Annotated in this window: 21 protein-coding genes and 1 pseudogene; 9 read left to right on the forward strand and 13 right to left on the reverse strand. The window is 62.2% G+C overall.

The window, feature by feature from the left end; genetic code table 11:
- The 3 genes from tnpC to CGK74_RS16280 form a co-directional block, all read right to left on the reverse strand.
- A partial coding sequence (tnpC, locus tag CGK74_RS16270) for an IS66 family transposase (RefSeq protein WP_106408405.1) occupies positions 1 to 1,360 on the reverse strand: 1,360 nt, incomplete at its 3' end.
- Positions 1,361 to 1,421: 61 nt separating this feature from the next.
- On the reverse strand, positions 1,422 to 1,751 hold the full coding sequence (tnpB, locus tag CGK74_RS16275; protein ID WP_094269476.1) for an IS66 family insertion sequence element accessory protein TnpB: 330 nt from the start codon (positions 1,749 to 1,751) through the stop codon (positions 1,422 to 1,424).
- On the reverse strand, positions 1,748 to 2,116 hold the full coding sequence (locus CGK74_RS16280; protein WP_094269503.1) for a helix-turn-helix domain-containing protein: 369 nt from the start codon (positions 2,114 to 2,116) through the stop codon (positions 1,748 to 1,750). Before CGK74_RS16280 ends, tnpB begins: the two co-directional genes overlap by 4 nt.
- A gap of 1 nt (position 2,117) precedes the next feature.
- On the opposite strand from CGK74_RS16280, the gene CGK74_RS16285 reads away from it, so the two are divergent.
- Positions 2,118 to 2,603, forward strand: coding sequence for a plasmid pRiA4b ORF-3 family protein (locus CGK74_RS16285; RefSeq protein WP_240498761.1), 486 nt, complete (start codon positions 2,118 to 2,120; stop codon positions 2,601 to 2,603).
- 13 nt (positions 2,604 to 2,616) lie between these two features.
- Here the strand turns inward: CGK74_RS16285 and CGK74_RS16290 are convergent, their stop codons facing one another.
- Both CGK74_RS16290 and CGK74_RS16295 read right to left on the reverse strand, forming a co-directional pair.
- Positions 2,617 to 3,291, reverse strand: a complete 675-nt coding sequence (locus CGK74_RS16290) for an SOS response-associated peptidase (RefSeq protein ID WP_094269477.1) — start codon at positions 3,289 to 3,291, stop codon at positions 2,617 to 2,619.
- A 174-nt stretch (positions 3,292 to 3,465) separates the two neighbouring features.
- Positions 3,466 to 4,428, reverse strand: a complete 963-nt coding sequence (locus CGK74_RS16295; RefSeq protein ID WP_094269478.1) for a replication initiation protein — start codon at positions 4,426 to 4,428, stop codon at positions 3,466 to 3,468.
- 249 nt (positions 4,429 to 4,677) lie between these two features.
- Between CGK74_RS16295 and CGK74_RS18830 the strand changes: the two are divergent.
- Together CGK74_RS18830 and CGK74_RS19310 are read left to right on the forward strand one after the other, a co-directional pair.
- A pseudogene (locus CGK74_RS18830) lies at positions 4,678 to 4,791 on the forward strand (IS3 family transposase); the annotation flags it as partial.
- Positions 4,792 to 4,958: 167 nt separating this feature from the next.
- On the forward strand, positions 4,959 to 5,105 hold the full coding sequence (locus CGK74_RS19310; RefSeq protein ID WP_240498762.1) for a DUF4113 domain-containing protein: 147 nt from the start codon (positions 4,959 to 4,961) through the stop codon (positions 5,103 to 5,105).
- 701 nt (positions 5,106 to 5,806) lie between these two features.
- On the opposite strand, the gene CGK74_RS18835 is transcribed toward CGK74_RS19310, so the two are convergent.
- Entirely contained in the window at positions 5,807 to 6,247 is a 441-nt protein-coding gene (locus tag CGK74_RS18835) for a hypothetical protein (protein ID WP_133091915.1), read from the reverse strand.
- A gap of 170 nt (positions 6,248 to 6,417) precedes the next feature.
- Between CGK74_RS18835 and CGK74_RS16305 the strand changes: the two genes are divergently transcribed.
- Both CGK74_RS16305 and CGK74_RS18840 read left to right on the forward strand, forming a co-directional pair.
- The gene (locus CGK74_RS16305; protein ID WP_133091917.1) at positions 6,418 to 6,891 is read left to right on the forward strand and encodes a hypothetical protein; all 474 of its coding nucleotides are present in this window, start codon (positions 6,418 to 6,420) and stop codon (positions 6,889 to 6,891) included.
- A gap of 322 nt (positions 6,892 to 7,213) precedes the next feature.
- Positions 7,214 to 9,241, forward strand: a complete 2,028-nt coding sequence (locus tag CGK74_RS18840; RefSeq protein ID WP_133091919.1) for a site-specific integrase — start codon at positions 7,214 to 7,216, stop codon at positions 9,239 to 9,241.
- A 133-nt stretch (positions 9,242 to 9,374) separates the two neighbouring features.
- Here the strand turns inward: CGK74_RS18840 and CGK74_RS18845 are convergent, their stop codons facing one another.
- Both CGK74_RS18845 and CGK74_RS16315 read right to left on the reverse strand, forming a co-directional pair.
- Complete coding sequence (locus CGK74_RS18845) at positions 9,375 to 9,905, reverse strand: helix-turn-helix transcriptional regulator (RefSeq protein WP_133091922.1); 531 nt, start codon at positions 9,903 to 9,905, stop codon at positions 9,375 to 9,377.
- Positions 9,906 to 11,270 (reverse strand): tyrosine-type recombinase/integrase, encoded by a 1,365-nt coding sequence (locus tag CGK74_RS16315; RefSeq protein WP_165770100.1) that lies wholly within the window; start codon positions 11,268 to 11,270, stop codon positions 9,906 to 9,908.
- 471 nt (positions 11,271 to 11,741) lie between these two features.
- Here CGK74_RS16315 and surE point away from each other — a divergent pair, with 471 nt between their 5' ends.
- From surE to rpoS, 4 genes are read left to right on the forward strand one after another with little or no spacing between them, the layout of a single operon-like run.
- The gene (surE, locus tag CGK74_RS16320; RefSeq protein ID WP_094269482.1) at positions 11,742 to 12,485 is read left to right on the forward strand and encodes a 5'/3'-nucleotidase SurE; all 744 of its coding nucleotides are present in this window, start codon (positions 11,742 to 11,744) and stop codon (positions 12,483 to 12,485) included.
- Positions 12,486 to 12,487: 2 nt separating this feature from the next.
- Positions 12,488 to 13,135, forward strand: coding sequence for a protein-L-isoaspartate(D-aspartate) O-methyltransferase (locus CGK74_RS16325; protein WP_094269483.1), 648 nt, complete (start codon positions 12,488 to 12,490; stop codon positions 13,133 to 13,135).
- On the forward strand, positions 13,132 to 14,034 hold the full coding sequence (locus CGK74_RS16330; RefSeq protein ID WP_420823181.1) for a peptidoglycan DD-metalloendopeptidase family protein: 903 nt from the start codon (positions 13,132 to 13,134) through the stop codon (positions 14,032 to 14,034). Before CGK74_RS16325 ends, CGK74_RS16330 begins: the two co-directional genes overlap by 4 nt.
- Positions 14,035 to 14,044: 10 nt before the next feature.
- Positions 14,045 to 14,980 carry an RNA polymerase sigma factor RpoS gene (gene rpoS / locus CGK74_RS16335; protein WP_094269485.1) on the forward strand — a complete coding sequence of 312 codons (936 nt, stop codon included), beginning with the start codon at positions 14,045 to 14,047 and terminating at the stop codon, positions 14,978 to 14,980.
- A gap of 12 nt (positions 14,981 to 14,992) precedes the next feature.
- Here rpoS and CGK74_RS16340 read toward each other — a convergent pair whose 3' ends face one another.
- The 5 genes from CGK74_RS16340 to CGK74_RS16360 form a co-directional block, all read right to left on the reverse strand.
- Positions 14,993 to 15,757: a DUF2189 domain-containing protein gene (locus CGK74_RS16340; RefSeq protein WP_094269486.1), complete on the reverse strand. Its 765-nt coding sequence runs from the start codon at positions 15,755 to 15,757 to the stop codon at positions 14,993 to 14,995.
- A gap of 54 nt (positions 15,758 to 15,811) precedes the next feature.
- On the reverse strand, positions 15,812 to 16,804 hold the full coding sequence (mltB, locus tag CGK74_RS16345; protein WP_094269505.1) for a lytic murein transglycosylase B: 993 nt from the start codon (positions 16,802 to 16,804) through the stop codon (positions 15,812 to 15,814).
- Positions 16,805 to 16,887: 83 nt separating this feature from the next.
- The gene (locus CGK74_RS16350) at positions 16,888 to 18,894 is read right to left on the reverse strand and encodes a transglutaminase TgpA family protein (RefSeq protein ID WP_094269487.1); all 2,007 of its coding nucleotides are present in this window, start codon (positions 18,892 to 18,894) and stop codon (positions 16,888 to 16,890) included.
- Positions 18,891 to 19,901 (reverse strand): DUF58 domain-containing protein, encoded by a 1,011-nt coding sequence (locus tag CGK74_RS16355; RefSeq protein ID WP_094269488.1) that lies wholly within the window; start codon positions 19,899 to 19,901, stop codon positions 18,891 to 18,893. The genes CGK74_RS16350 and CGK74_RS16355 overlap by 4 nt, the downstream gene beginning before the upstream one ends.
- Positions 19,902 to 19,918: 17 nt before the next feature.
- Positions 19,919 to 20,836, reverse strand: coding sequence for an AAA family ATPase (locus CGK74_RS16360; RefSeq protein ID WP_094269489.1), 918 nt, complete (start codon positions 20,834 to 20,836; stop codon positions 19,919 to 19,921).
- Positions 20,837 to 20,941 lie beyond the last annotated feature (105 nt).

The following is a 20,941-nucleotide window of genomic DNA, read 5'->3' on the forward strand; positions in this document are numbered from 1 at the left end:
CTACAACCGAACCTTGCATAATCGAGGGCCGCGCATAATTGCGCCCGAGCGCAATCGGCCGGATCTGGTTCTCGATCCAGTTGTTGTCGATGGGCACGCGACCATCACCCACGTAGTGCGTGAGCGCGGCCCAGCGCTTGAGGCTGTAATCGATAGCGCGGGCAATGCCCGAGCCGTTGGGAACCTGGGTGCGCCGCTGCAAGAGCCACGCATGCAGACGCTCAAGGATGGGGCGGGCCTTCGCTTGTCGTAAGCGCTGCCGGGCATCGATGTCGAGTTCAGCCGATTCACGCTCAACGCCGTAGAGCTGGCCGATGGCCTCGAGCGCCTCGCTGGCGATCTGGCTCTGGCCCTGGGCAGCGAGATCGAAGAACTTGCGCCGCGCGTGCGCCATGCAGCCGGCTTCGGTCACGCCCTGCGCGATCAGCGTCTTGTAGCCGGCGTAGTCATCGCAGATCAGCGTGCCGCGCCACTCGCCCAGAAACGCCTGGGCATGACGGCCCGCGCGGCTGTCGGCGAAGTCGTAGACCACCGCCTTGATCGGATCGAACGCGCCGACGCTGTAGGACCACAGGTAGGCGCGGTGCGTCTTGCCCGCACCCGGATCGAGCATCGCCACCGGGGTCTCGTCCGCGTGCAGCACGGGGTGCGCCAGCAGGTCGGCCTTGAGCGCATCGACTAGCGGCTGCAGGTGCACGCCGCTCTGGCCCACCCACTGAGCCAGCGTCGATTGCGGGATCGCCAGCCCGGCTCGACCGAAGATGCCTTCCTGGCGGTAGAGCGGCAAATGGTCCTGATACTTGGCCACCAGCACTTGGGCGAGCAGCCCGGCAGTCGGGATGCCCTTGTCGATGATGTGCGCCGGCACCGGCGCCTGCACGAGGGTCTCGCACGCCGCGCACGCCCACTTGCCCCGGATGTGGCGCTCGACGGTGAAGCGGCCCGGGGTGTAGTCGAGCTTCTCGGCCACGTCCTCGCCGATGCGGCGCATCGGGCAGCCGCAGGCGCAGGTGGTCGAGTCGGGTTCGTGACGGATCTCGGTGCGCGGCAGCTCGGGCGGCAACGGCTTGCGCCGGGCCTGCCCCTTGGGCTGCTGGCTCTTGCTGGTATCCGGTTGCAATTGCTCGAGCTCTTCGCTCATCGCCGCCAGATCGGCCTCGGCGGTCTCCTCGAAGAGTTGCACCTGCTCGCTAGACAGACGCTCGGCCTTCACGCCGAAGCGATGACGCTTGTGCAGCGCCAGCTCATGCGTGAGCCGCTCGATCTTGGTCTGGCGCCACACGAGTTCGAGTTCCTGCTCGATGAGCAGGCGGCGCAAGGTGTCGGCATCCAGTTGATCGAGGTCGGCGGGCAGCGGCATGGATCGATCATGTCCGATGCACGCCTCCGCCGCCATCGGGGCATCCGCCGATAGCGCGGACTCAGAGTGTCCGGATCACACCGCCATCGCCCAGCCATTGCCACGGCAGCCCGAGCACCAGCGCATCGAACTGCGCCCGGGTGAGTGCGACACCGCCCTGGCCCTCGGTCCAGCGAAACCGCCCTTGGTTCAGGCGCCGGCACGCCAGCCACACCCCGAAGCCGTCATGGACCAACACCTTCAAGCGCGTGCCGCGCCGATTGCTGAAGAGGTAGGCGTGATGCGGCTGCGCTTGGCCGAACACGCGCACCACCTGCGCGAGCAGCGTGTCCATGCCTGCGCGCATGTCCAGGGGCGCCACCGACAGCCACAGCGCCTCGATGCGGATCATGCGAGCCACTCGCGTAGCCACGCCCCGCACGCATCGGCGGCCTGGATCGGCCACTCGAGCTTGACGCGGGCGTTGCCACGCTGCGCTTCAAGACGGATCACCGGCGCCTCGGCTGCGGATGCAACCCGCACCGGCACAAAGCCTGGCTCAGACAGCGTCGTGAGCTCAGCGCCGAGCGGCTTGCGCCGGCTCGGCGGCGCGATGCCGCGCTCGCGCATCCAGCGGTGGACCTGGTTGGTGTTCAGGCCATTTGCCAACGCAACGCCGGCCACCGAGACACCCGGCTCACGGCAGGCCGAGACCACAGACTGCTTGAAGGCTTCGCTGTGCGTGCGCCGAGTCCGGCGCGGGATGACGACATCCATCGTGTCCACCATCGAACTTGATGGATACGATCTTCAATGGGCTAGGCAGATGGGGGAAGGTGGGTTCGCCGGGTGCTTACGCAAGACCTACGCAACGCCGCACCCAGAAGACGACCCGGAGCGGGACATCGTTGATGAGCGCAGAGTGAGATTGGACCGCGTAGCGACCACCGGCGACCACTTCTCCTACCTCTACGATTTCGGCGACAGCTGGCAGCACCGCATCGTGGTCGAGCGTGTCGAATCGCTCGAGGCGGACCAGCGTGGCTACGCCTATGTTTCTGCAGGCGAGAAAGCGTGTCCGCCCGAGGATGTGGGCGGTGCAGCGGCGTACGTGGACTTCATGGAGCAGATTTCGCAGCGACCGCTGGATGAAGAAGGGCGCCGACTTCTGGAGTGGGCCGGCGAGGATTTCGACCCCGTGCGGTTCGACCGGCATGCCGCCAACGCGGCCTTGCTGCGGATGGCCTGGAATCGGTGGGTGTGAGGTCAGTCGCTCGCTACTCGACCGGGACTATCAGGTCGGGACTGTCGTTTTTGACGTTGCCCACGGCCCTCGAGACCGGGAACAGACTGACCGGAGTAATGGGGCGTGCCCCAATCAGGGCTCTGAGGCGGTCAGGTTCGGTTGCCCTGGCAAGCCATGTTGAGTAGTCCTGTGGGGCAAGAATTACGGGCATTCGGTCGTGCAGGGGGCGGATGGCGTCGTTTGCGGCGGTAGTGATGACCGTGAAGGTGTCGATAGCTGAGCCCTCTGCAGGGGCCCATCTTTCCCAAAGGCCTGCGAAGCCGAAAAGCCCCCCATCGGCCGGATGGATGTAATAGGGCTGCTTACCCTGTTCGGTCGCTTTCCATTCGAAGAAACCGCTCGCTGGGATGATGCAGCGCCTTGATTTGTAAGCTGCCCGAAACGAGGGCTTCTCCGCGAGTGTCTCCCCCCGAGCGTTGATGAGTTTGGTGCCGATGGTTTCATCCTTCGACCAGCTTGGAATCAGCCCCCAACGCAGGAGGTGCACGACGCGGTTCCCGTTCGGCCGCTGGCGCACGACCGGAAGCACCTGCAGTGGCGCCGCGTTGTAGCGCGGGCCGAAGTCAGGCGGCAGCTCATCAATGCTCGCTCCGAATTGTTCGCGCAGGCGGGACGTCGGGCCGTAGAGCGCGTAGCGACCGCACATTATTGTTCCCCGGTGTGATTCGTTTTGCTCATCATCCGCATACCTGGGTGTCGCTGCAATGCTCAGGAGTGCAGGCAATCGTGCAGGCTGGGCTCGTCAAGTCTGTTCGATTTGCGTTGAGCACCTGTGGGGCTCCGTCTCACCAACGCTAGTGAGAATGGCGATGGGCGGGCTTCACACGCTTACGGGGTGAGTGGTTGTGGCGCTCTCGCCCCCGTGTCCGCTGTTATCTGATATGGCATCAGTGCAACCGGCCGGAACCAGCAGCCCAGCCTTCTTGCGGTAATAGTAGGTTCGGCGAGAAATGCCCAGGAGCTCCCATGGCTTGGTGTGCTCAGCCGAGTCGCTGCCGGCCTCGCTCCAGCGCTTCAGAGCCCGTGCGCGCTGTATTTCGCTGAAAGCATGCTGGGTGAAGACCCGCCATGTCCACTTTGCAACGGACTTCGCCAAGGAGCGAACCTCGGGGTAGGGAAGCGGCGTTGGGAAGCGGCTGTTGATGCCTTCTGCCTCGTGCAACAGCGCTCGGAACCAGAGGTCCGGGGTTGCGTTGGCGCTCTTGTAGATGAGCACCATGCTGTAGGCCCAACTTCGCAGTGTGTCGAAGAGCGTGATGTTGCGCCCGAGCCCGACGTTTTCCTCCGTTGCGCGCGCAGGTTTTGCGAGTGATACCCACTCGGTGAGCTCGTCGAGCGAGTAGGCATGGTCGTGCAGAAACCAGTTTCGCCAGCGCTCATGCAGGGGATTCTTGCAGATGAGGCCGGCGTAGCCGGGGTCGGCCTGCAGCTTGAGGCGATATGCGTTTTCGATGGCTGCAGCGTAGCGCAGGGGCTTGTCGTGTCCTGCCGGGCTGGTGACGACCGGCACTTCGAGAAGGTAGCCGCAGTGTGCGTGGCTGTTGTCCGGATTGACGGCAATCCAGTTCGGCGGGGGCAGGTTCGCGCGCTCCCATGCCAAGGCTGCAACGGGGGCATCGATGTCGAACAGGAGCCAGTGGCGAAGCGCTGAGGGGTTGAGTTGCAGGTGGCTCTTGGTGCTGGCCACCTCCCGGCCGCGGATGATGAGGCCGTGTTTCGGGTTGTCAGTGCAGTAGGCGCGGCGGGGTAGCCTTGGAAGAATCAGGTCGGGCAGTGTGGTCACGGGCCATCTCGGATGGCCCCTGTTGCGTTACGTGTATTTGCCTTTTGAACTGCTCTCGTCTATGTCCTCACCGCAAAAGGGGTAGGGTTAGCGTTGAAGGTGATGCTGTGTATAGCGTCTACGGTCTCGTGCGCTTCAACACGCTTCAAATGAGCTAATCCTGCGGCTGTTTGCGGGGTGTTTTTCCACTGGCCTGGAAGCTGACTCAGGACAGGGCTGCTGTCAGCCAAGGCCTCGCGGGCTGGAAGTGACTGGCTGCTGTGGTACAACAGCAGCAGGCTGCACTCCACTCTGGGTTATGTCAGCCCGATGCAGTTCGAGCAACGCTGGCTCTCGGGTCAACCGAAAATAGCGAATATGTGACTCGGCTATGGGATTCACATTTCGAGGGCAAGGTCACATCTACCGACCAGGTTATGCGTACCAAAAAGCAGGGGTGATGCTGACTGAGTTGCAGCCGCACAAGCTGCGCCAACAGAGTCTTTTCGCCGATGAAGCCGGGGATGAGTGCGCAGCGCGTGATGAAGGCGATGGACAGCATCAACGCTAAGTGGGGAAGAGGGACGGTGCGCATCAGCGCTGAGGGCCTCAACAAGGCATGGCAGATGCGACGAGGCCGGCTTTCGCCGGCCTACACGACTTCTTGGCTGCACCTGCCAGTAGCTAAAGCTCTTTAGCTTTTGGCAAAGTCTTTACTCAAGCCCGGCATACTCTTTCAGCTCTCGATGACCCCTGTTGGGAGGTATTCTGTTAATCGAGTCCGTCTCCATATGCCCATTGTTCTCCTAGGGGGGGGGCTTAGCCCCCTCACTACATCTAACGGACTCAACAAACTGAGCTGAGTGAGCCTCCCCCAGATTCCTCTCCTCATCTGAGCCTTAGGCTCAGCCTTGAGGTTCTTTGCTATGTTGTGTCTTTACCTGCAGAGATCTTTGATCTTCTCTGACTGATGGTGAGGCTGAGCCCAGCCCTCCCAGCACGATGGCAGGATGGGCCTTCATCAGCCTCTCCATCCGATCTGACTGACCGACGGAGCCGCCTCACCCGCGAGCCTTGCGCCCTGGGGCGCTAGCTTCGCCACCCCTCATCGATGTTTCAGGACTTTCCCCCAGTTCGACATATCCCACATGCGCTGGCGTCTGTACTCCCGTCCACATGTGCGGTAGCCCTCGGAGCGCTCTCATATGAGGCGCATGTGCCGACGGACTACATATGTGTATAGCGTTGCGGTCCGACTGGCTGCCTTAAATTTGCATGAAATCTTCTACTGAAAGCATTAAGTTACTTTATCGATTTTGTACCCCGTCTCTTGTCCTCAGTTTGTCGAGTCAACTGCCTCTTTTGCCAAGTCGGCAGACCGATCCTGTAAGCGATCAATTCATAGGTCGCGAATAGCATCTCGTTTTGCCCTGGCAAGCGCTCTGTCGATGCATGCATCGAAGAATGAAGCTGCGTCGTCAGCTACCCCACGAAGTGTTGCAGTAACCACAACTTTGTCCTTGAAGAGTGTTGCTTCAACAGAGTCGCAGGGTAGTTTGTCAGCAACTGCTTGCGCGACTTCATCAGCGTTCAGTTGTGCAGGCAACATGACAGTACGCGTGAGCGTGTGTGCGCACTCGTCTGATCGATTGAGTTGAAGCACAAGCTGCTCAAGAGTCTCACGTGTTGCTGTCGAGCGAACGCTTTCAAGTGCGAGAAGTGCTGCTCGCAAGAGTAATCGATGCCAATCTCCATCGTAAGGGCCGAGCGCGTAAACAGCCGCGCCGAGTAAGTTCACTTCCCGCTTATAAAAAGTTGTCGTTGATGGCTCACGCTTCATCTTGGAGGCCTACTGAGTCAGTCGAGTTCGACCGAACCTTAGCGCAGCAAACGCGAACAGAAAAATAATCTGCTGATAGCAAAGATTTACTGCTCCTTGCTAATGAATTTATTCGATCTTCCATTTCGCTATACGTCATTGTGATCATAAAATGACGAGGGTAGTGAAATATGAAAGGTAAAAATGGTGGCGGGTCTCTAGCCGGGCGAATCAAGCAGAGAATGTATTTCCAAGGCGATAGAGCGAAGTATGTAGCAGGAGTGCTCGGCGTCAGTCCCGCATATCTCGGGCAGCTACTTGCAGGTGATCGCAGTTTCGCGTCCGCGAATGAGCAATTGCTCAGACGTGTCGCTCGTTATCTCCAACTGAAGCCCATTTTGTGCTTCATGCTTGCCGGCAAGATCGAAGCAGCTGATTTCTCTTCGGATCAAGCTGAGATTAGACGGCTGACAGAGCGTGCCCTGGATTTCATCGCGGAGTCTTCGTATGCGCTCGAGACTGGCGTTGAGCGTCAGATGTTGTACGACGCGCGGACAGAGATTCAGCAGCTTGTCTTGCTACTGTATCAGTCGGCTACAGATACGAGATTAATGCCTGCTGCTGAAGAATGGTTTTATTCAGTCGTTAAAGAAAAGGCCGGCTGAACATGAGATCGTGGTTATAGATGGCACTCTAGCCCCCACCTTGCGTCTAGCAAGCTGGGGGTTCTTTGTTGTGCATCTTTGTTGTGCATCTTCCTAGGCCGACTGGGCAAGTCGTTCGATCTAGCGGCGGCCCTTGCCTGCAAGAGAGTCTCGTCGCGTGCTTGGAAGTAGATCGTGTGTTCAAAAGTGCGCATGAGGTCGCGGATATTTCCCTCCGTGAAAATTTTTGCTCCAGAGGAAGCTCGTGACGCTATACAACAGTATCAGCGAGCCCGCGATAACGGAAGTGAGCGCTTCAGACTCAAAATCAGGAGCGCTATAGATGGAAGGAAAAATCTTACTAAACAATGCGTTGCAGAACTCACGTTATTTCAACGTTCAAGGCCATAACGTAACCCAGCCAATTCACTGCTCCTTCGTTTTCGCGGTCTCCTCAACTCTGGAGAACGCAATGGCCCTTCCCTATACAGAACTACTTGATCTACTTAAGAAACACTTCGGCGTTAACGTCGCTGAAAATACTGAGTTAACATCTGCACTGCAGCAGTATCGTAACCATTTGAGTGCGCTAAACGGCTTTCTAGCAAACTGCGGCAAGACGGTTGAAGCTAACGTTGGTGCCGAGTTTGGGAGTCAGTTCGATACTCGCCTGCGTGAGTATGTTGATGCTTTAAACGTATCTGAGCGAACGAAGCGGGATAGAGTTACACAGCTGAGATTCATTCGTCGCATCTACGAAGAGCGCGGTGCCGCGACCGTAGTGCCTCCCCCAAACACGAGGGCGAGTCTGAGTACTACATTACGGGAGTCGATTGCACGCCTGGGTATTGCGCCTAAGACTTTCGCAATCCAAGTAGGTGTGAGCGCCGCAACGGTCCGCGGCTGGCTGAATGGAGGTGGTGCGAACAAACGTGGTGTTCCATCTCTCCATCGGGTCGAGGCTGCACTCGGGCTTGAGCGCGACTCTTTAGTCAAGCTTGCGGTTCGTGGATCAGCGGCAATGACTGGTCGTGCAGCTAAAAAGGACAGAGAAGCGCAACCCGCTGCGCCTGTGATATCTCATCGGCGGCGTATTGCCGAGTGCATACCCCATGGATTTATATTAGCTGAGTCTGAGCTAGGTGATGAATTTTTGTGCGAATGGTATCGATTGTTCTCGTACAAGACAGGCGGCATGCCGGAGCTTGAGCGCACTTCAAAAGGTGTTTGGCGATTAATTCCAGAGGGTACGTTCAACAATATCAGTTCTCTCGCACGTAGAAAAAATATGGTCTGCCCGAGCGCTGAAATGCTGCTTGACAGCTTACGCAAATTTCTCGGCGTCCTGTTTCGTCTGCCTGTTCAAGAGGGTGGAATTCATTGGCGTTCAAAGCCAGCACAAACTCTTGCGTGGCTTGCTCATCCCGATGCCTTGGCGCTCTACTTGCAGTGGATGACGGACCGGTCGGACGGTATCCGACATAGTGGGCAGCGTGTGTTTGCTCAATTTGTTGCCTGTCTACTGCGGCCCAATACAGGATATCTCTGGCAACAGCCTGAGGTTTTTCGTGAGCGACTGCCACTTGAAATGCGTCCAGCAGATGCGGCTGCGTGGCAAACGATGTGTGCTCGCAGCCACGCGTATCTGCGGCAGGTTGTTCGGAGCGCGAAAGGTGTCAGCCGAGCGCCAGACGAACCCATTGCAGACCTGTTGTCGTTGCCCTATCCATTGAAACCTGTGCTTGAGGCTCTTAAACGCATCGATGCGGCGGCCGCGGCTTGCCCTCCGGGCAGCATGTCCGAGGCGCGTCATAAGCGAAATGCCCTGCTGCTTGCGTTGTTGCTTTCGAACCCGCTGCGACGGCGAAGCATTGCTTCGCTTACCTGGTTATCTGATGGCCATGGGTCGCTGCGACGTACGTCAGAGAATGGCTGGCGGATTGTTCTGGCGCCTCATCAATTGAAAAATGGCGATAGCAAGCGTGGGAAGAGCTACAACGTCAAGGTTGCGGATTGGGTAGCGCCGCGTCTTTCTGAGTATGTTGAAGAGTATCGCGATACATTATTGGATGGGAAAGAAAGCCCCTATCTCTTTGTCGCGGGCAAGAGTGTGAGGCTATGGGAGGGTCTCGGCCCTACGGTTCAGGCGGTTACTCAGAAATATATTCCAGGCTCGGCTGGATTCGGGCCCCATGCCCTGCGGCATCTCGTTGCCACGGACTGGCTTCGCCGCTACCCGGGAGATTTCCTCACAGTTGCGGAGCTGCTCAACGATAGGCTTGAGACGGTGTTGGCCAGCTATGCGCACTTGAAGCGTGATGACTCATTCTCACGCTATGAGGCGCATGTTTCGATGATGATGAATAGCTAAGCGGTCACCAAAAGAGGCTTAAAAGCTATGCCCGATGCGATGAGCGAAGATCGCATAGGCTGAGGCGGGATAGTCGTCTATGCTAAATCCATGGCCTGTGTAGCGGTCGTTAAGTAGGGAAAGGTAAGCTGATTCAGATATCGTCAGCTGCCTTTCTTGTGCTCATCAGCGAGTTGACATAGCTCTCGCGCCACCTGGGAGGGGTATCGAGGTGCGGTTGTTTGATCTCACCACTTCGCACGCGTCTGTAGAACGTTGATTTACCGATGCCGAGCCGGTTCCAGACTTCTTCAGCTCGAAGCAGTCGTTCCGGCTGCTCGTCGGGTAAGTCGAGCAGCGACTCTCGGGGCACTTGAGGTGGTAAGCGACTGTTGGTTCGCTTCACCCAGGCCAGCAAGCTCTCCCGGTCGAGTCGAATGTGCTCGGCAGGCACTGGTCCGCCATTCTCATTGTGCGTGAAGCCAGTGATGGTTCTGCTCTCCGCAGCCTCCAACAATGCCTCCGCTCGGGCAGTGAGGTCGGGTACGCCTGCAAGGAATGGTAGGCCATCCTCAACGATGACCAGTGCTTGTTGTGCAGCACTGAGTCCCTGCCACTCTACCGCTGCGGCAGCAATGCTCACAGTGTCGCTGAAACGGTTGCCTGGCTTAAATTTCTCGACCATCTATATCATTCCTTCCGTCGCAGCAATAGCGAGGGAGATTGCCTTCTTGCGGGCATTATCCTTGCGTATCGCGTCGGCCTTTTTTGAACATTCTTCGAGTTTTGCGCCGAGCTGCATCCACGCTTTGGCAACGAGCTCTCGCATGTCGGAGCGGTTATAGATCCGCTGAACTTTGTCCGGAAGGCTGTGATTTAGGCATCGCTCGACAATGATCTCGTTAACGCCGAGGTTTCCCATCAATGTTGCACTCGTCCGCCGTAGGTCATGCACCGTAAATTGCCCGCTATCGAGACGCAGACTGCTGGTGTCAGACGCGCGGCCAGTGTGCTGTTCGCCGCCAATCTGCCTGTCAGTCAGGGCATGGTAAAGCGTCTTCTTGTTGGCCGGGCGTTCTAACTCTCCTTCTCGAACGCGCGCGGGGAACAGGAATCGGGTCGTCCCCGGCAGTGCAAGTAGGGCTTCTATTTGTGATCGGGCGAACGGTGACAAGTAGATCAGGTGGTCGCTGGGCTTCCGTCGTCTGGTGGTCTTCTGGTTGGCTGCGGGTATTACCCAAGTTCCCTTATCCAAGTCAATGTGGCTGCGCTCGGCAAGCAGAGTCTCTTCGCTTCGCGTGGTGGTTGCGAGGATCAGCAGTGTTGCTCGCTGCCACCGCTCACTCATCGAGCTTTCGGGTAGCTTGGTCATTAGATCTACTACATCCTGTTCCGACAGAACACGATCCCCCTCATCTCCGTCTCCGTCCCAGTCGTCCGCTTTCAGCCCAACCGTCGGGTTGGCGTTCACCCACTCGTATGTGTAGCCCCAGTCGAAGAGCTGACGCAGGGCTGCGAGCATGACACCGCATGTCCTAGTAAGCCCCTTGTCTCGGCGTGCGGCGTCCAGCAGCGCCTTGATGTGTCGGGGGCGAAGAGTGTCTAAGTGCAGCTCGCCGGCGCTAGGCAAGATGTGGCGCTCAAAAATACCCGCCAGATATTTTCCGCTGTCGTTGTGTTTAAGGTGCAGGTAGTCAGCCTTCCACCGTTCGAAAAGCTGCGAGAGTGTCTTTGGGAGTTCGCCCCTAGCGACCGCAAGATGATCCGCAAGCACCTCTGCTTTTTGCCGCGCGACGTGAGTTTTTGGGTTTGCACCGTCTGCAAGTAGCTTGTTATAAGACTGTGACTTGATGCGGGCGTCTGACAGGCTGATGGCAGGATAGGCCCCAATGTAGATCTTGTCTCGCTTGCCGGCGTACCGAAACTGGAACTGCCATGACTTGCTCACGCCGGCCGCTGTGCCGCGTAGGCGTAGAACGAGGTTGTCGCCATCATGCAGCGAGTGCTCTTTCTTCCCGGCGGGCAGCTTTGCCGCCTCGATGCCTTTCACCGTTAACGTACCCATAAACCAATCTTGCGGTACGGGTTCCAGGGGTGTCAACAGGGGTGTCAGAGGTGGCGGATCCAGAGGGATGCCGCAGTGCCGTCAGGGGCGCAGCCTACATGGCGCTTTGGGTCGTCTTGAGACGGTGATACTCGGAGAGACTGGTTGGAACCGCCAGTGTTCGCAAGGGTTTGGAGTCAGTTGGCACAGGGCAGGTGTTTGTGGGGGTATACACGGAGTGTCAAAAACGGGGTAAAATGAAAAGCTATTTTTTGTTTGTGTCGGCTGAGCGTGATTTGCGCCCACTTTACATGGGGTGCAAGGGGTCGCGAGTTCGAATCCCGCCGCCCCGACCAATCAAACAAACCGGCCTTGGCCGGTTTTTTGTTTTCAGGGCTCTGCGGGCGGGTATCCGGAGCGCTGTGCTAACATTTTGCGTCTCCTGGCCGCCATCGCGGCTCTTCCCATGGGTCTCAAATGCGCATTCTGGTCAGTAACGACGACGGATATTTTGCCCCCGGAATTGCGGCGCTCGCCGAAGCGCTCGGCACGCTCGGCGACGTCACGGTCGTGGCCCCTGAACGCGATCGCAGCGGCGCGAGCAACTCGCTGACGCTGGATCGGCCGCTGTCGCTGCGCCGGACTGCGAACGGCTTCTATCACGTGAATGGCACGCCGACCGACTGTGTTCACCTCGCAGTCACCGGAATGCTCGAGCATCTGCCCGACATGGTGGTGTCGGGGGTGAACCACGGGGCCAACATGGGCGATGACACGGTTTACTCGGGTACCGTCGCCGCCGCGACCGAAGGATTCCTGCTCGGCGTTCCGTCCATCGCAGTGTCGCTCGTGAGCAAGTCGGCAACGGATTTCACGGCGGCCGCACGGGTCGCGCGCGATCTGGCCGAGCGATTCATGCGCGAGCCTTTCCCGCAACCCGTATTGTTGAATGTCAATGTGCCTGATGTCGCCTACGACCGCCTGCAGGGTATCAAGGTGACGCGACTCGGCAAGCGCCACAAGGCCGAGCCCGTGGTTCGCAGCGTGACACCGCGTAACGAGACGGTGTATTGGGTGGGCGCCGCCGGCGGCGCGGCCGATGCAGGAGAGGGCACCGATTTCCACGCCGTGGCCAATGGCTATGTGTCGGTCACGCCCCTGCAGCTTGATCTGACCCACACCGGGCTGATCTCTCCTGTCTTCGACTGGCTGAAGCGGTGAACATGCGCAGTACCGATGCCGGGCAGGCGATGCGCGCCAGGGCGCGTATGGTCGATCGCCTCCGGACACAGGGAATTCGTGACGAGCGCGTGCTTGCTGCAATGCAGGGGGTACCCAGGCACCTGTTCGTGGAGGAAGGACTGGCTTACAGCGCCTACGACGACACGCCCTTGCCCATCGGCTTCCAGCAGACCATTTCGCAGCCCTTCGTGGTCGCGCGCATGATCGAACTGCTGCGCGCGGGACGAGAGCTGGGGCGTACGCTCGAAGTAGGCGCAGGCTGTGGATACCAGGCGGCCGTGCTCAGTCAGCTCGCGACCGAGGTCTACGCGGTCGAACGGATCCGGCCCTTGCTGGATCGCGCGCGAGCGAACCTTCGTCCCCTGCGCTTGCCGAACGTCAGGCTGAAACTTGCGGACGGTAGTCTGGGTCTTCCTGAGGCAGCACCATTTGACAGTATCATCGTCGCCGCGGCGGCGATCGGACTCCCGCCCGCGCTGAAAGCGCAGCTCGCCCCGGGCGGCAGGTTGATCGTTCCGGTCGGCGGAGCGGACCAGCGGCTTCTGCTGGTCGAACGACAAGGCAATGTTTTCCGGGAAAGCTGGTACGAGACTGTACGTTTCGTTCCGCTTCTCGCAGGTACGGAATGAGATACCCAATTCGGATGCAGACTCGTATTTACGCGATCCCGGCGGCGCTGGTGATCACCCTTCTTGCAGGTTGCGCTTCCACGGTTTCTGCGCCGGTGCGTGACGTAAACGGCCTTCCGCCCGCTGTCTCCGCCGTGCCGGCGGAGCAGCCTGGCATGCACACGGTGCGCCCGGGCGAAACCCTGCTCGGCATCGCACGTCAGTACGGGGTGACCTTGCCGGATCTGGTGGGCTGGAACAACATATCCGACCCGAACCAGCTCGCGGTGGGGCAGACCGTGCGCGTTGCTCCGCCGGGCGTGGATGGCACGGCCGTCGCCACCGCCATTCCCATTGGTGATGGGGCCGTTGCCACGCCGGTTCCCGCACCGGGTGCAGAGTCGCCGGCTGCAGCGCCGCTGAAACAGGGGCCTGTCGGGGGGCGTCAGCCCTATTCGGAGGAGGCCTGGTCGAAGGCATCCCCCGCGGCGGCGGCCCAGCCTGCGGTGCCCCCGCCGGTTGCTACGACGCCCGATGTGCCCAGGGCGACGGGTTCGGGCGAATGGCAGTGGCCTGCCGGCGGGCGCCTGATTGCCGGATACAACGAGGCGTCGAACAAGGGCGTCGACATCGCCGGCAATGTGGGCGACCCGGTCGTGGCTGCAGCGGCCGGTAAGGTGGTGTATGCCGGCAGCGGCTTGCGTGGATACGGCAAGCTGGTTGTCATCAAGCATAACCAGGAGTACAACTCGGTTTACGCGCACAATGACAAACTTCTTGTAAAAGAAGACGATCAGGTGACCCAGGGGCAGAAGATCGCTGAACTGGGCAGTTCGGAAGCCGACCGCCCGAAGCTGCACTTCGAGATCCGCAAACAGGGCAAGGCAGTCGATCCGATGAAGTACCTGCCAGCACGCTGAGGGGGGACGCATGGAAGAGCCGGTGAGCCTTGATGAATTGGAAAATCATGAGCCGGATCTTCCCCCCGAGGTGGAGGTGTTCGCGACCGTGCCGGTGGCGGCCATCGAGAACGACTTCTTCAGTGACGTCACACAGCTCTATCTCAACGAGATCGGGGCCAATCCCCTCCTGACCGCGGAGGAGGAGCTCCGGCTGTCGAGGCTCGTTCGCGAGGGAGATTTCACCGCCCGGCAGACTATGATCGAGCGCAACCTGCGCCTCGTCGTCAACATCGCCAAGCATTACCTCAATCGCGGCATCCCCCTGCTCGATCTGGTCGAGGAGGGCAACCTCGGGCTCATGCATGCGCTCGAGAAGTTCGATCCCGAGCGCGGATTTCGTTTCTCGACCTACGCGACCTGGTGGATCCGGCAGAACATCGAGCGCGCGATCATGAACCAGTCGCGCACGATCCGCCTGCCCGTGCATGTGGTGAAGGAGCTCAACCAGGTGTTGCGTGCGCAGCGCAACATCGAAGCGGCCTCGAACGGCGAATCCTCGCTGGATGCGATTGCACAGCGACTCGACAAGACGGTAGATGAGGTGCGTGACATCCTGCTGCTGAGCGAACACACGGCCTCGCTCGATGCGCCGCTCGACATCGACCCCAGCTTGTCGATCGGGGAGTCGTTGGCCGACGATCGCGCGGAAACCCCCGAGTTGCAGATCCACTCCTCCGAAGTCGAAGGGCTGGTGCGCGAGTGGATCAAGATGCTCAACGACAAGCAGCGCCTCGTGATCCGACACCGTTACGGCATCGACGAGTGCGAATTGCTGACGCTCGAGGAACTGGCCTTGCGGCTGGAGCTCACGCGTGAGCGCGTGCGGCAGATTCAGCTTGAGGCGCTCGGGCAGCTGCGTCGTATCCTGAAGCGCCACGGCATACCGCGAGACGCACTGCTTTGAGCCTCGGACCGCTCAGCCCGGCGGAAATACGCGGAAGTAGAGCGCTCGGCTCGCGTAGGCCATCACCGGCAGTGTGACCACCAGCAGCGGCAGCAGGGCCGCGCTGACGATGATCACGAATGCCAGCAGGCAGGCCCAGACGATGGTTGCCGGGAAGCGTCCGAATACCGCCCGCACGCTGGCGACAACGCCGGACACGAGATCGGCACGTCCGTCGTAGATCAGCGGAATCGAGAACGCCGACACCGCGAAGATGATGAAGGCCAGCACCGCGCCCATCAGCGAACTGTAGAACAGGAAGCGCTGAACGGACTCCTCGGCCTGCAGCAGGCGGGCGAAGGCGGTCGGTTCGCGTCCGATCATGAAGCCGTAGAGCGTGCCGGCATCGGTGATCCAGATCAGGAAGAGAAGGGCGCAGACGAAGGACACCACCCATCCGCCGCGCGGCAGCTTCCTGAACCCCTGCCATATGTTGGCGACCTCCGGTTTCTGTCCGTCCCGGACCCGGTCGGACACGGCGAAGAAGCCGGCCAGCAGCGCCGGGCCGATCAGCATGAAGCCAGCGGCGAAGGAGAGGCTGATCGGCGCGATCGCCAAGGCCTCGATAAGTGCGAACAGGATGCCGCCGAGCACGACGAAGACGCTGGCAAAACCCATGCTGAGCAGCGGGGCCGTGGCGAACTGACGCCACCCGGCGGCGAGTGCCGCGCCTATGTCGGCAAGCGTGAGCGTGGCGGGCTGGAGACGAGGTGCGGAAGGGGGGCTCGAGTCGATCATCGTTGCGGAGTCCGGATGGGTGTTGCGATTGATGTGCCGCGCCCCGCCTCGACCTCAGTTCGTGGCCGCGCCCTGCGCTGCACGTGTCCTGAGGCTGGCGATCAGGCGGCGTTGGCGCAGCGTTTCGGCCAGTTCGAAGACCGACATCGCGTAGAAGCTGCTGCGGTTGTAGCGGGTGATGACGTAGAAGTTGCGGTAGCCGAGCCAGTACTCGGTGTCGCTGCCCGGTGTCTCGAGGTCCACCAGGGTGGCGCGCAGCGCCGCCGGGGTTCCGTCCAGCGTCGTGACACCGGCGGATGCGAGCGGCTCGGGATCAAGCGAGGGCTCGATGCCTGCGGCGACGAGACCGGCCGCATCCGACGCGGGTGACACCAGCGCGCGTTCTGCGACCGGGGCGTCCGGCTGCCAGCCGTGGACATGGAGATAGTTCGCCACGCTGCCGATCGCGTCGATGGCGTCGCTCTCGAAATCGATCTGGCCATTGCCGTCGAAGTCGACCGCATAGGCGCGGATGCTGCTGGGCAGGAATTGAGGGAAGCCGACCGCGCCGGCGAAGGAGCCGCTGTAGCTCGCGGGGTCGCGCCCCTGCTCTCGGGCCAGCAGGAACAGCGACTCGAGCTCTCGGCGGAACAGGTCGGCGCGCGGCGGATAGTCAAAGGCGAGCGTGGCCAGGGCGGAGAGCGTCTCGAAGTTGCCGGTGTGACGGCCATAGACCGTTTCGACGCCGATGATCGCAACGATGACCTCGGCGGGGACGCCGAACTGACGCTCCGCCCGTTCCAGATCGACCGCGTGCTCCTGCCAGAAGGCCAGGCCTCCCTCGATGCGGGTTCGGTCAAGGAAGCGCGCGCGGTAGCTCTGCCACGAGCGCGTGCCCTTGCGGCTGGGCGGGGTGATGAGCCGGATCACGGCAGGTTCGTGGCTGGCGCGTGCCAGTGCGCGCTGCAGTTCGGCCGGCTCGAAGCCGTGACGCGACGCGACGTCCTGTATGAAGGCCTGTGCGTCCTCGCGCTCGGCGAAAGAGGCTGCAGCCGGATGCACGTGCATCAGCGCAGCGAGGCCGACCCCGGCGAACAGGTGACGCCAGCCGAGCGGCCTTGCGGAGAGGCGGGAGAGGTATCGAAACGGATTCATGGCAATCTGATGGCGTTGATTCGGGTGCGCAGCGCGCGCAAGTCGTCGGCACTGCATGTCGGTCCATAGCGCAGCCGGGCATAGTCCTCGCAGATGGCACGGATGGCAGCGCGGGCAGCCGGCGGTAGCGACGTCTCGGCGGCGACGCGCACGCCGAACTGATGCGGCCCTTCCCAAGCTTGACGGACGATGCCATGCCGCGCCAGAGCGGTGCAGAAACGCAGCCACCCACGTTCGAGCGGATCGGCCGGCCGTCGCTTGCGGATGGTCCACCACAGGAGCAGGCCGAAAAGCAGGGCGCCTGCGCCGGCAAGCGTGCCACCCAGTACCCACGATGACTCCTGGTCGAGTCCGAGACGTGCGAGGAGTTCCTTCTGTCTCTGCGGATTGTAGCCAAGAACGCGCTGGTTCCATGCGTTCGATACGGCCTCCCAACGCAGTCGAAGGCCGCGCAGCCATTCCATCCGCGGATGCATCATGATCGGCAGGGCCTCGCCTTCGGGCAAGGCGGCGGCGAGGCCATCGTCGATGCGACGGGGCGCGGACAGCGCAGTGGGGTCGACACGCACCCAACCGCGTCCCTGTAGCCAGACCTCGCTCCAGGCGTGCGCATGCGACTGGCGCACGACAAGGTTGCCGTCGATCGGATTGATCTCGCCCCCCTGGTAGCCGGTGACGATCCGCGCGGGTACGCCGGTCGCCCGCATCAGCACGGTGAAGGCGCCGGCAAAGTGCTCGCAGAAGCCGCGACGGGTGTCGAACAGGAATTCGTCGACGCCGTCGGTGCCGAGCAGGGGCGGGCGCAGGGTGTAGATCAGCTCGGACTGGCGCAGTCGGGCGATGACGCGCTGCAGGATCACCTCGTGCGATTGCGCGCCGGCGGCGAGTTCGTCGGCAAGCGCGAGCGTGCGGGGATTGAAACCTGGCGGCAGTCGGCGTGCGGCGGCCAGCGCCGCCTCGTTTTCGGTCAGGCCGATAGAGCTCTCGGGGTGGGAGGTGAGTTCCACGCGGATACGGGACTGTACAGGCTGGCGCGCGAGGAGCTGGAAGTCGCTGGTGAACAGGTGCGCATCCGGCCCCGCCGCCGGGACGTCGAGCGCCAGCAGCCAGCGGCGGTTGTGCGGCTCCAGCGTCAGCGTGTAGTCAAGGCGCGGACCCTCGACCGCGTAGAACGGCGCCGCGCCTTCGGCAAATGCGCGCGGTCGCCAGGTCCGGCCGTCGAAGTCTGTCAGCACCGGGCCGCGCCAGTAGCGCTGGTCCGGACGTGGCGGCGGGCCATCGAAGTCGGCGCGGAACACGATCTCGCTGGATTCCCCCAGCGCGCTGATCGAACCCGGGCTCATCGTGTCCGACAGCCCGGTGCGGCCGCTGAACGCGTCGGCCGGGAGGCCCCACAGCGGGCCGTCGACGCGCGGGAACAGCACGAACAGCAGCACCATGAAGGGCACGCCCTGAACGACAAGCAAGGTGCCGGTGCGAAGCTGTTCGCGGGCGCGCCCATTTGCGTCGGTCAGCGAGGCCATCGCGGCGAGGCCGCTCAGCGTGGCCACCAGCGCGAGCCCGGCGACCGGTATGGACTGGTCCTCGAAGAACAGCGAGAGCTGCAGGAAGAAGCACAGCAGCACGGCAGCAAGCGCATCGCGTGTCACGCGCACTTCGAGCAACTTCAGTCCGAGCAGCAGTGCCAGCAGTGCAACGCCCGGGTCCTTGCCGAAGAAATGGTCGAACTCGGTGCGCACGCCGATCGCCGCGGCGATGACGAGGGCGAGCAGCACCAGGCGCGGTGGGGGCGCGCTGCCGCGCCACAGCAACAGGGCGCGCCAGCCCAGCAGGACGAAGCCGAACCCCATGATCCAGGTTGGCAGCCAGGTCAGGTGAGGTGCCAGGCTCAGCGCCGCGGTGGCGAGCAGCCAGGTGCACTGTTGGCGCGTCAGGGTGATCGCCGGTGCAGCGGTCCGGCGCAGTCCGGGGCGCCAGCGCAGTGAAGAGAGGCCGCCCTTCATCGGTCGTTTTCCTGCCGGGCGCTGCCGTGCAGTGCGAGTTCGCGCAGGCAGCGATGCAGGTGCTCGTGGCCGTGCCCGGGGGGGCACACCACCATGGGCAGCCGGAGTGCGTATCGCCGTCCCGATCGCTCGGCAGCCAGCAGCCAGGCCGCCAGGCGTGACAGGCGCGCCTCGGTGTCGAGATGCGCGGGTAGCCGCTCCCAGGCGAGGTCAAGGTCGGCCCCGGCTTCGCCCGAAAACTGCTTCGTCAACAGAGGGCCGCCACGCGCGAGGACCTTCCATGCGACGTGGCGCGGCGAGTCGGCGCGTTGGTGCGCACGCAGGCCGGCAAAGTCATCGTCGCCCGGGCGGCTGGTCGCTCGTCCTCGCCCCTCGGCCTCGCCGTCCGGCGGCAAGGGCGGGGGCGTGGCTTCGGGGGCAGGATAGACCACACAGGGCATGTCCGGCACGAATACGCTCCAGGCACGGATGAGGCCGAGTGGCCAGTAGGTTTCCAGCACCATTCTCCCCGGTTGGGTCAGCCCGCGGCGATGGGTTGCGGCGGGGACCTGCACGTCGCGCGTTTCCCCCGGCGCAAGTTCGAACCTTGTATGCCGCGTGCCGAGGCGCAGGCTCAGTGCGGGGCGGCGCGCCGCGCGCGGATTCTCGACGACGAGCCCGAAGCTCGCCGTCTCGCCACAGAACACCGGCTCGCAGCGGCCGGGTCGCAAGCGCAGGCCGAGCAGGTTGTGAAACGCATGCAGGATGCTTGCGACGCCGGCACCGGCCAGCAGGAACACCAGCCCGTAGCCGAGGCTGAGACTGTAGTTGATCGAGGCCAGCAGCATCACGACCAGCGCCACGGCGAAGACCAGACCCGCACGTGACGGCAGCACGTAGATGCGCCGCTGGACGAGCTCGATCGGCCCGCGCTCGGGCGCGCCCAGGCGGAACAGCCAGCGGTCCAGCTGCCGGCGCAGCGCGGACCGTGGCGGGTCGACGGCGGCAGTCGATGCGGATGTGGCCATGGCGAGGCTCGCTGCCTTCAACGCACCGGAACCGATTGCATCAGGCTGAGCAGCGTCGCGGCGGGAACGGGGCGGCCGTCGCCCGCAAGGTGCAGCCTGTGCGCGGCGACGTGCGGGAACAGGGTCTGCACGTCTTCGGGCACCACGTGGTCGCGCCCGTCGATCAGGGCCCAGGCGCGGGCAGCCGAAAGCAGGCCCAACCCGGCGCGCGGGCTCAGCCCGGTCTCGATCTCGGTGTGGTGCCGGGTGGCACTGAGCAATGCCTGCACGTAGTCGATCAGCGGGTCGGCGACGTGGAGCCCCTGGGCTGCGCGCTGCATGTCGAGCAGATCCGCAGGGGTGATGACCGGCGGCCGCGCTTCAAGCAGTTCTCGCCGGTCCGCACCCATCAGCAGGGCGCGTTCGGCAAGCGCATCGGGGTAGCCGAGCCGGATGCGGAGCAGGAAACGGTCGAGCTGGCTTTCGGGCAGCGGAAAGGTGCCGATCTGGTTCGCCGGATTCTGCGTGGCGATGACGAAGAAGGGATCGGGCAGGGGAAGGGTGCTGCCGTCGGCGGTGACCTGCCGCTCTTCCATCGCCTCGAGCAGGGCGCTCTGTGTCTTCGGCGTGGCGCGGTTGATTTCGTCGGCGAGAATGAGCTGCGAGAAGACCGGTCCCGGATGGAAGCGGAACGCGCTCGTCTCCCGATCGAATATGGACACGCCGACGATGTCTGCAGGCAGGAGGTCGCTGGTGAACTGGATGCGCTGGAACTGCAGTCCCGTCAGTCGTGCGAGGGTGTGGGCGAGCGTCGTCTTGCCCACGCCGGGCACGTCCTCGATCAGCAGGTGGCCGCGTGCGACAAGGCAGGCGAGCGCAAGGCGCAGCTCGCGCTCCTTGCCCAGAATGAGCTGGCTGGCGGCTTCGAGCAGGCGGGTTGCGTGGTGATTTGGCATCTTCGGGCGTACTGTGAAATTGGGCGGGAAGCGGTGATAATAGGTGACAAAGACGCTGTCGCTGCGGTGGGTTTGCTGCCCCGTGGCAAAGAAAACGTCTGCTCC

The organism is Thauera propionica, assembly GCF_002245655.1.
Taxonomy (GTDB): domain Bacteria; phylum Pseudomonadota; class Gammaproteobacteria; order Burkholderiales; family Rhodocyclaceae; genus Thauera; species Thauera propionica.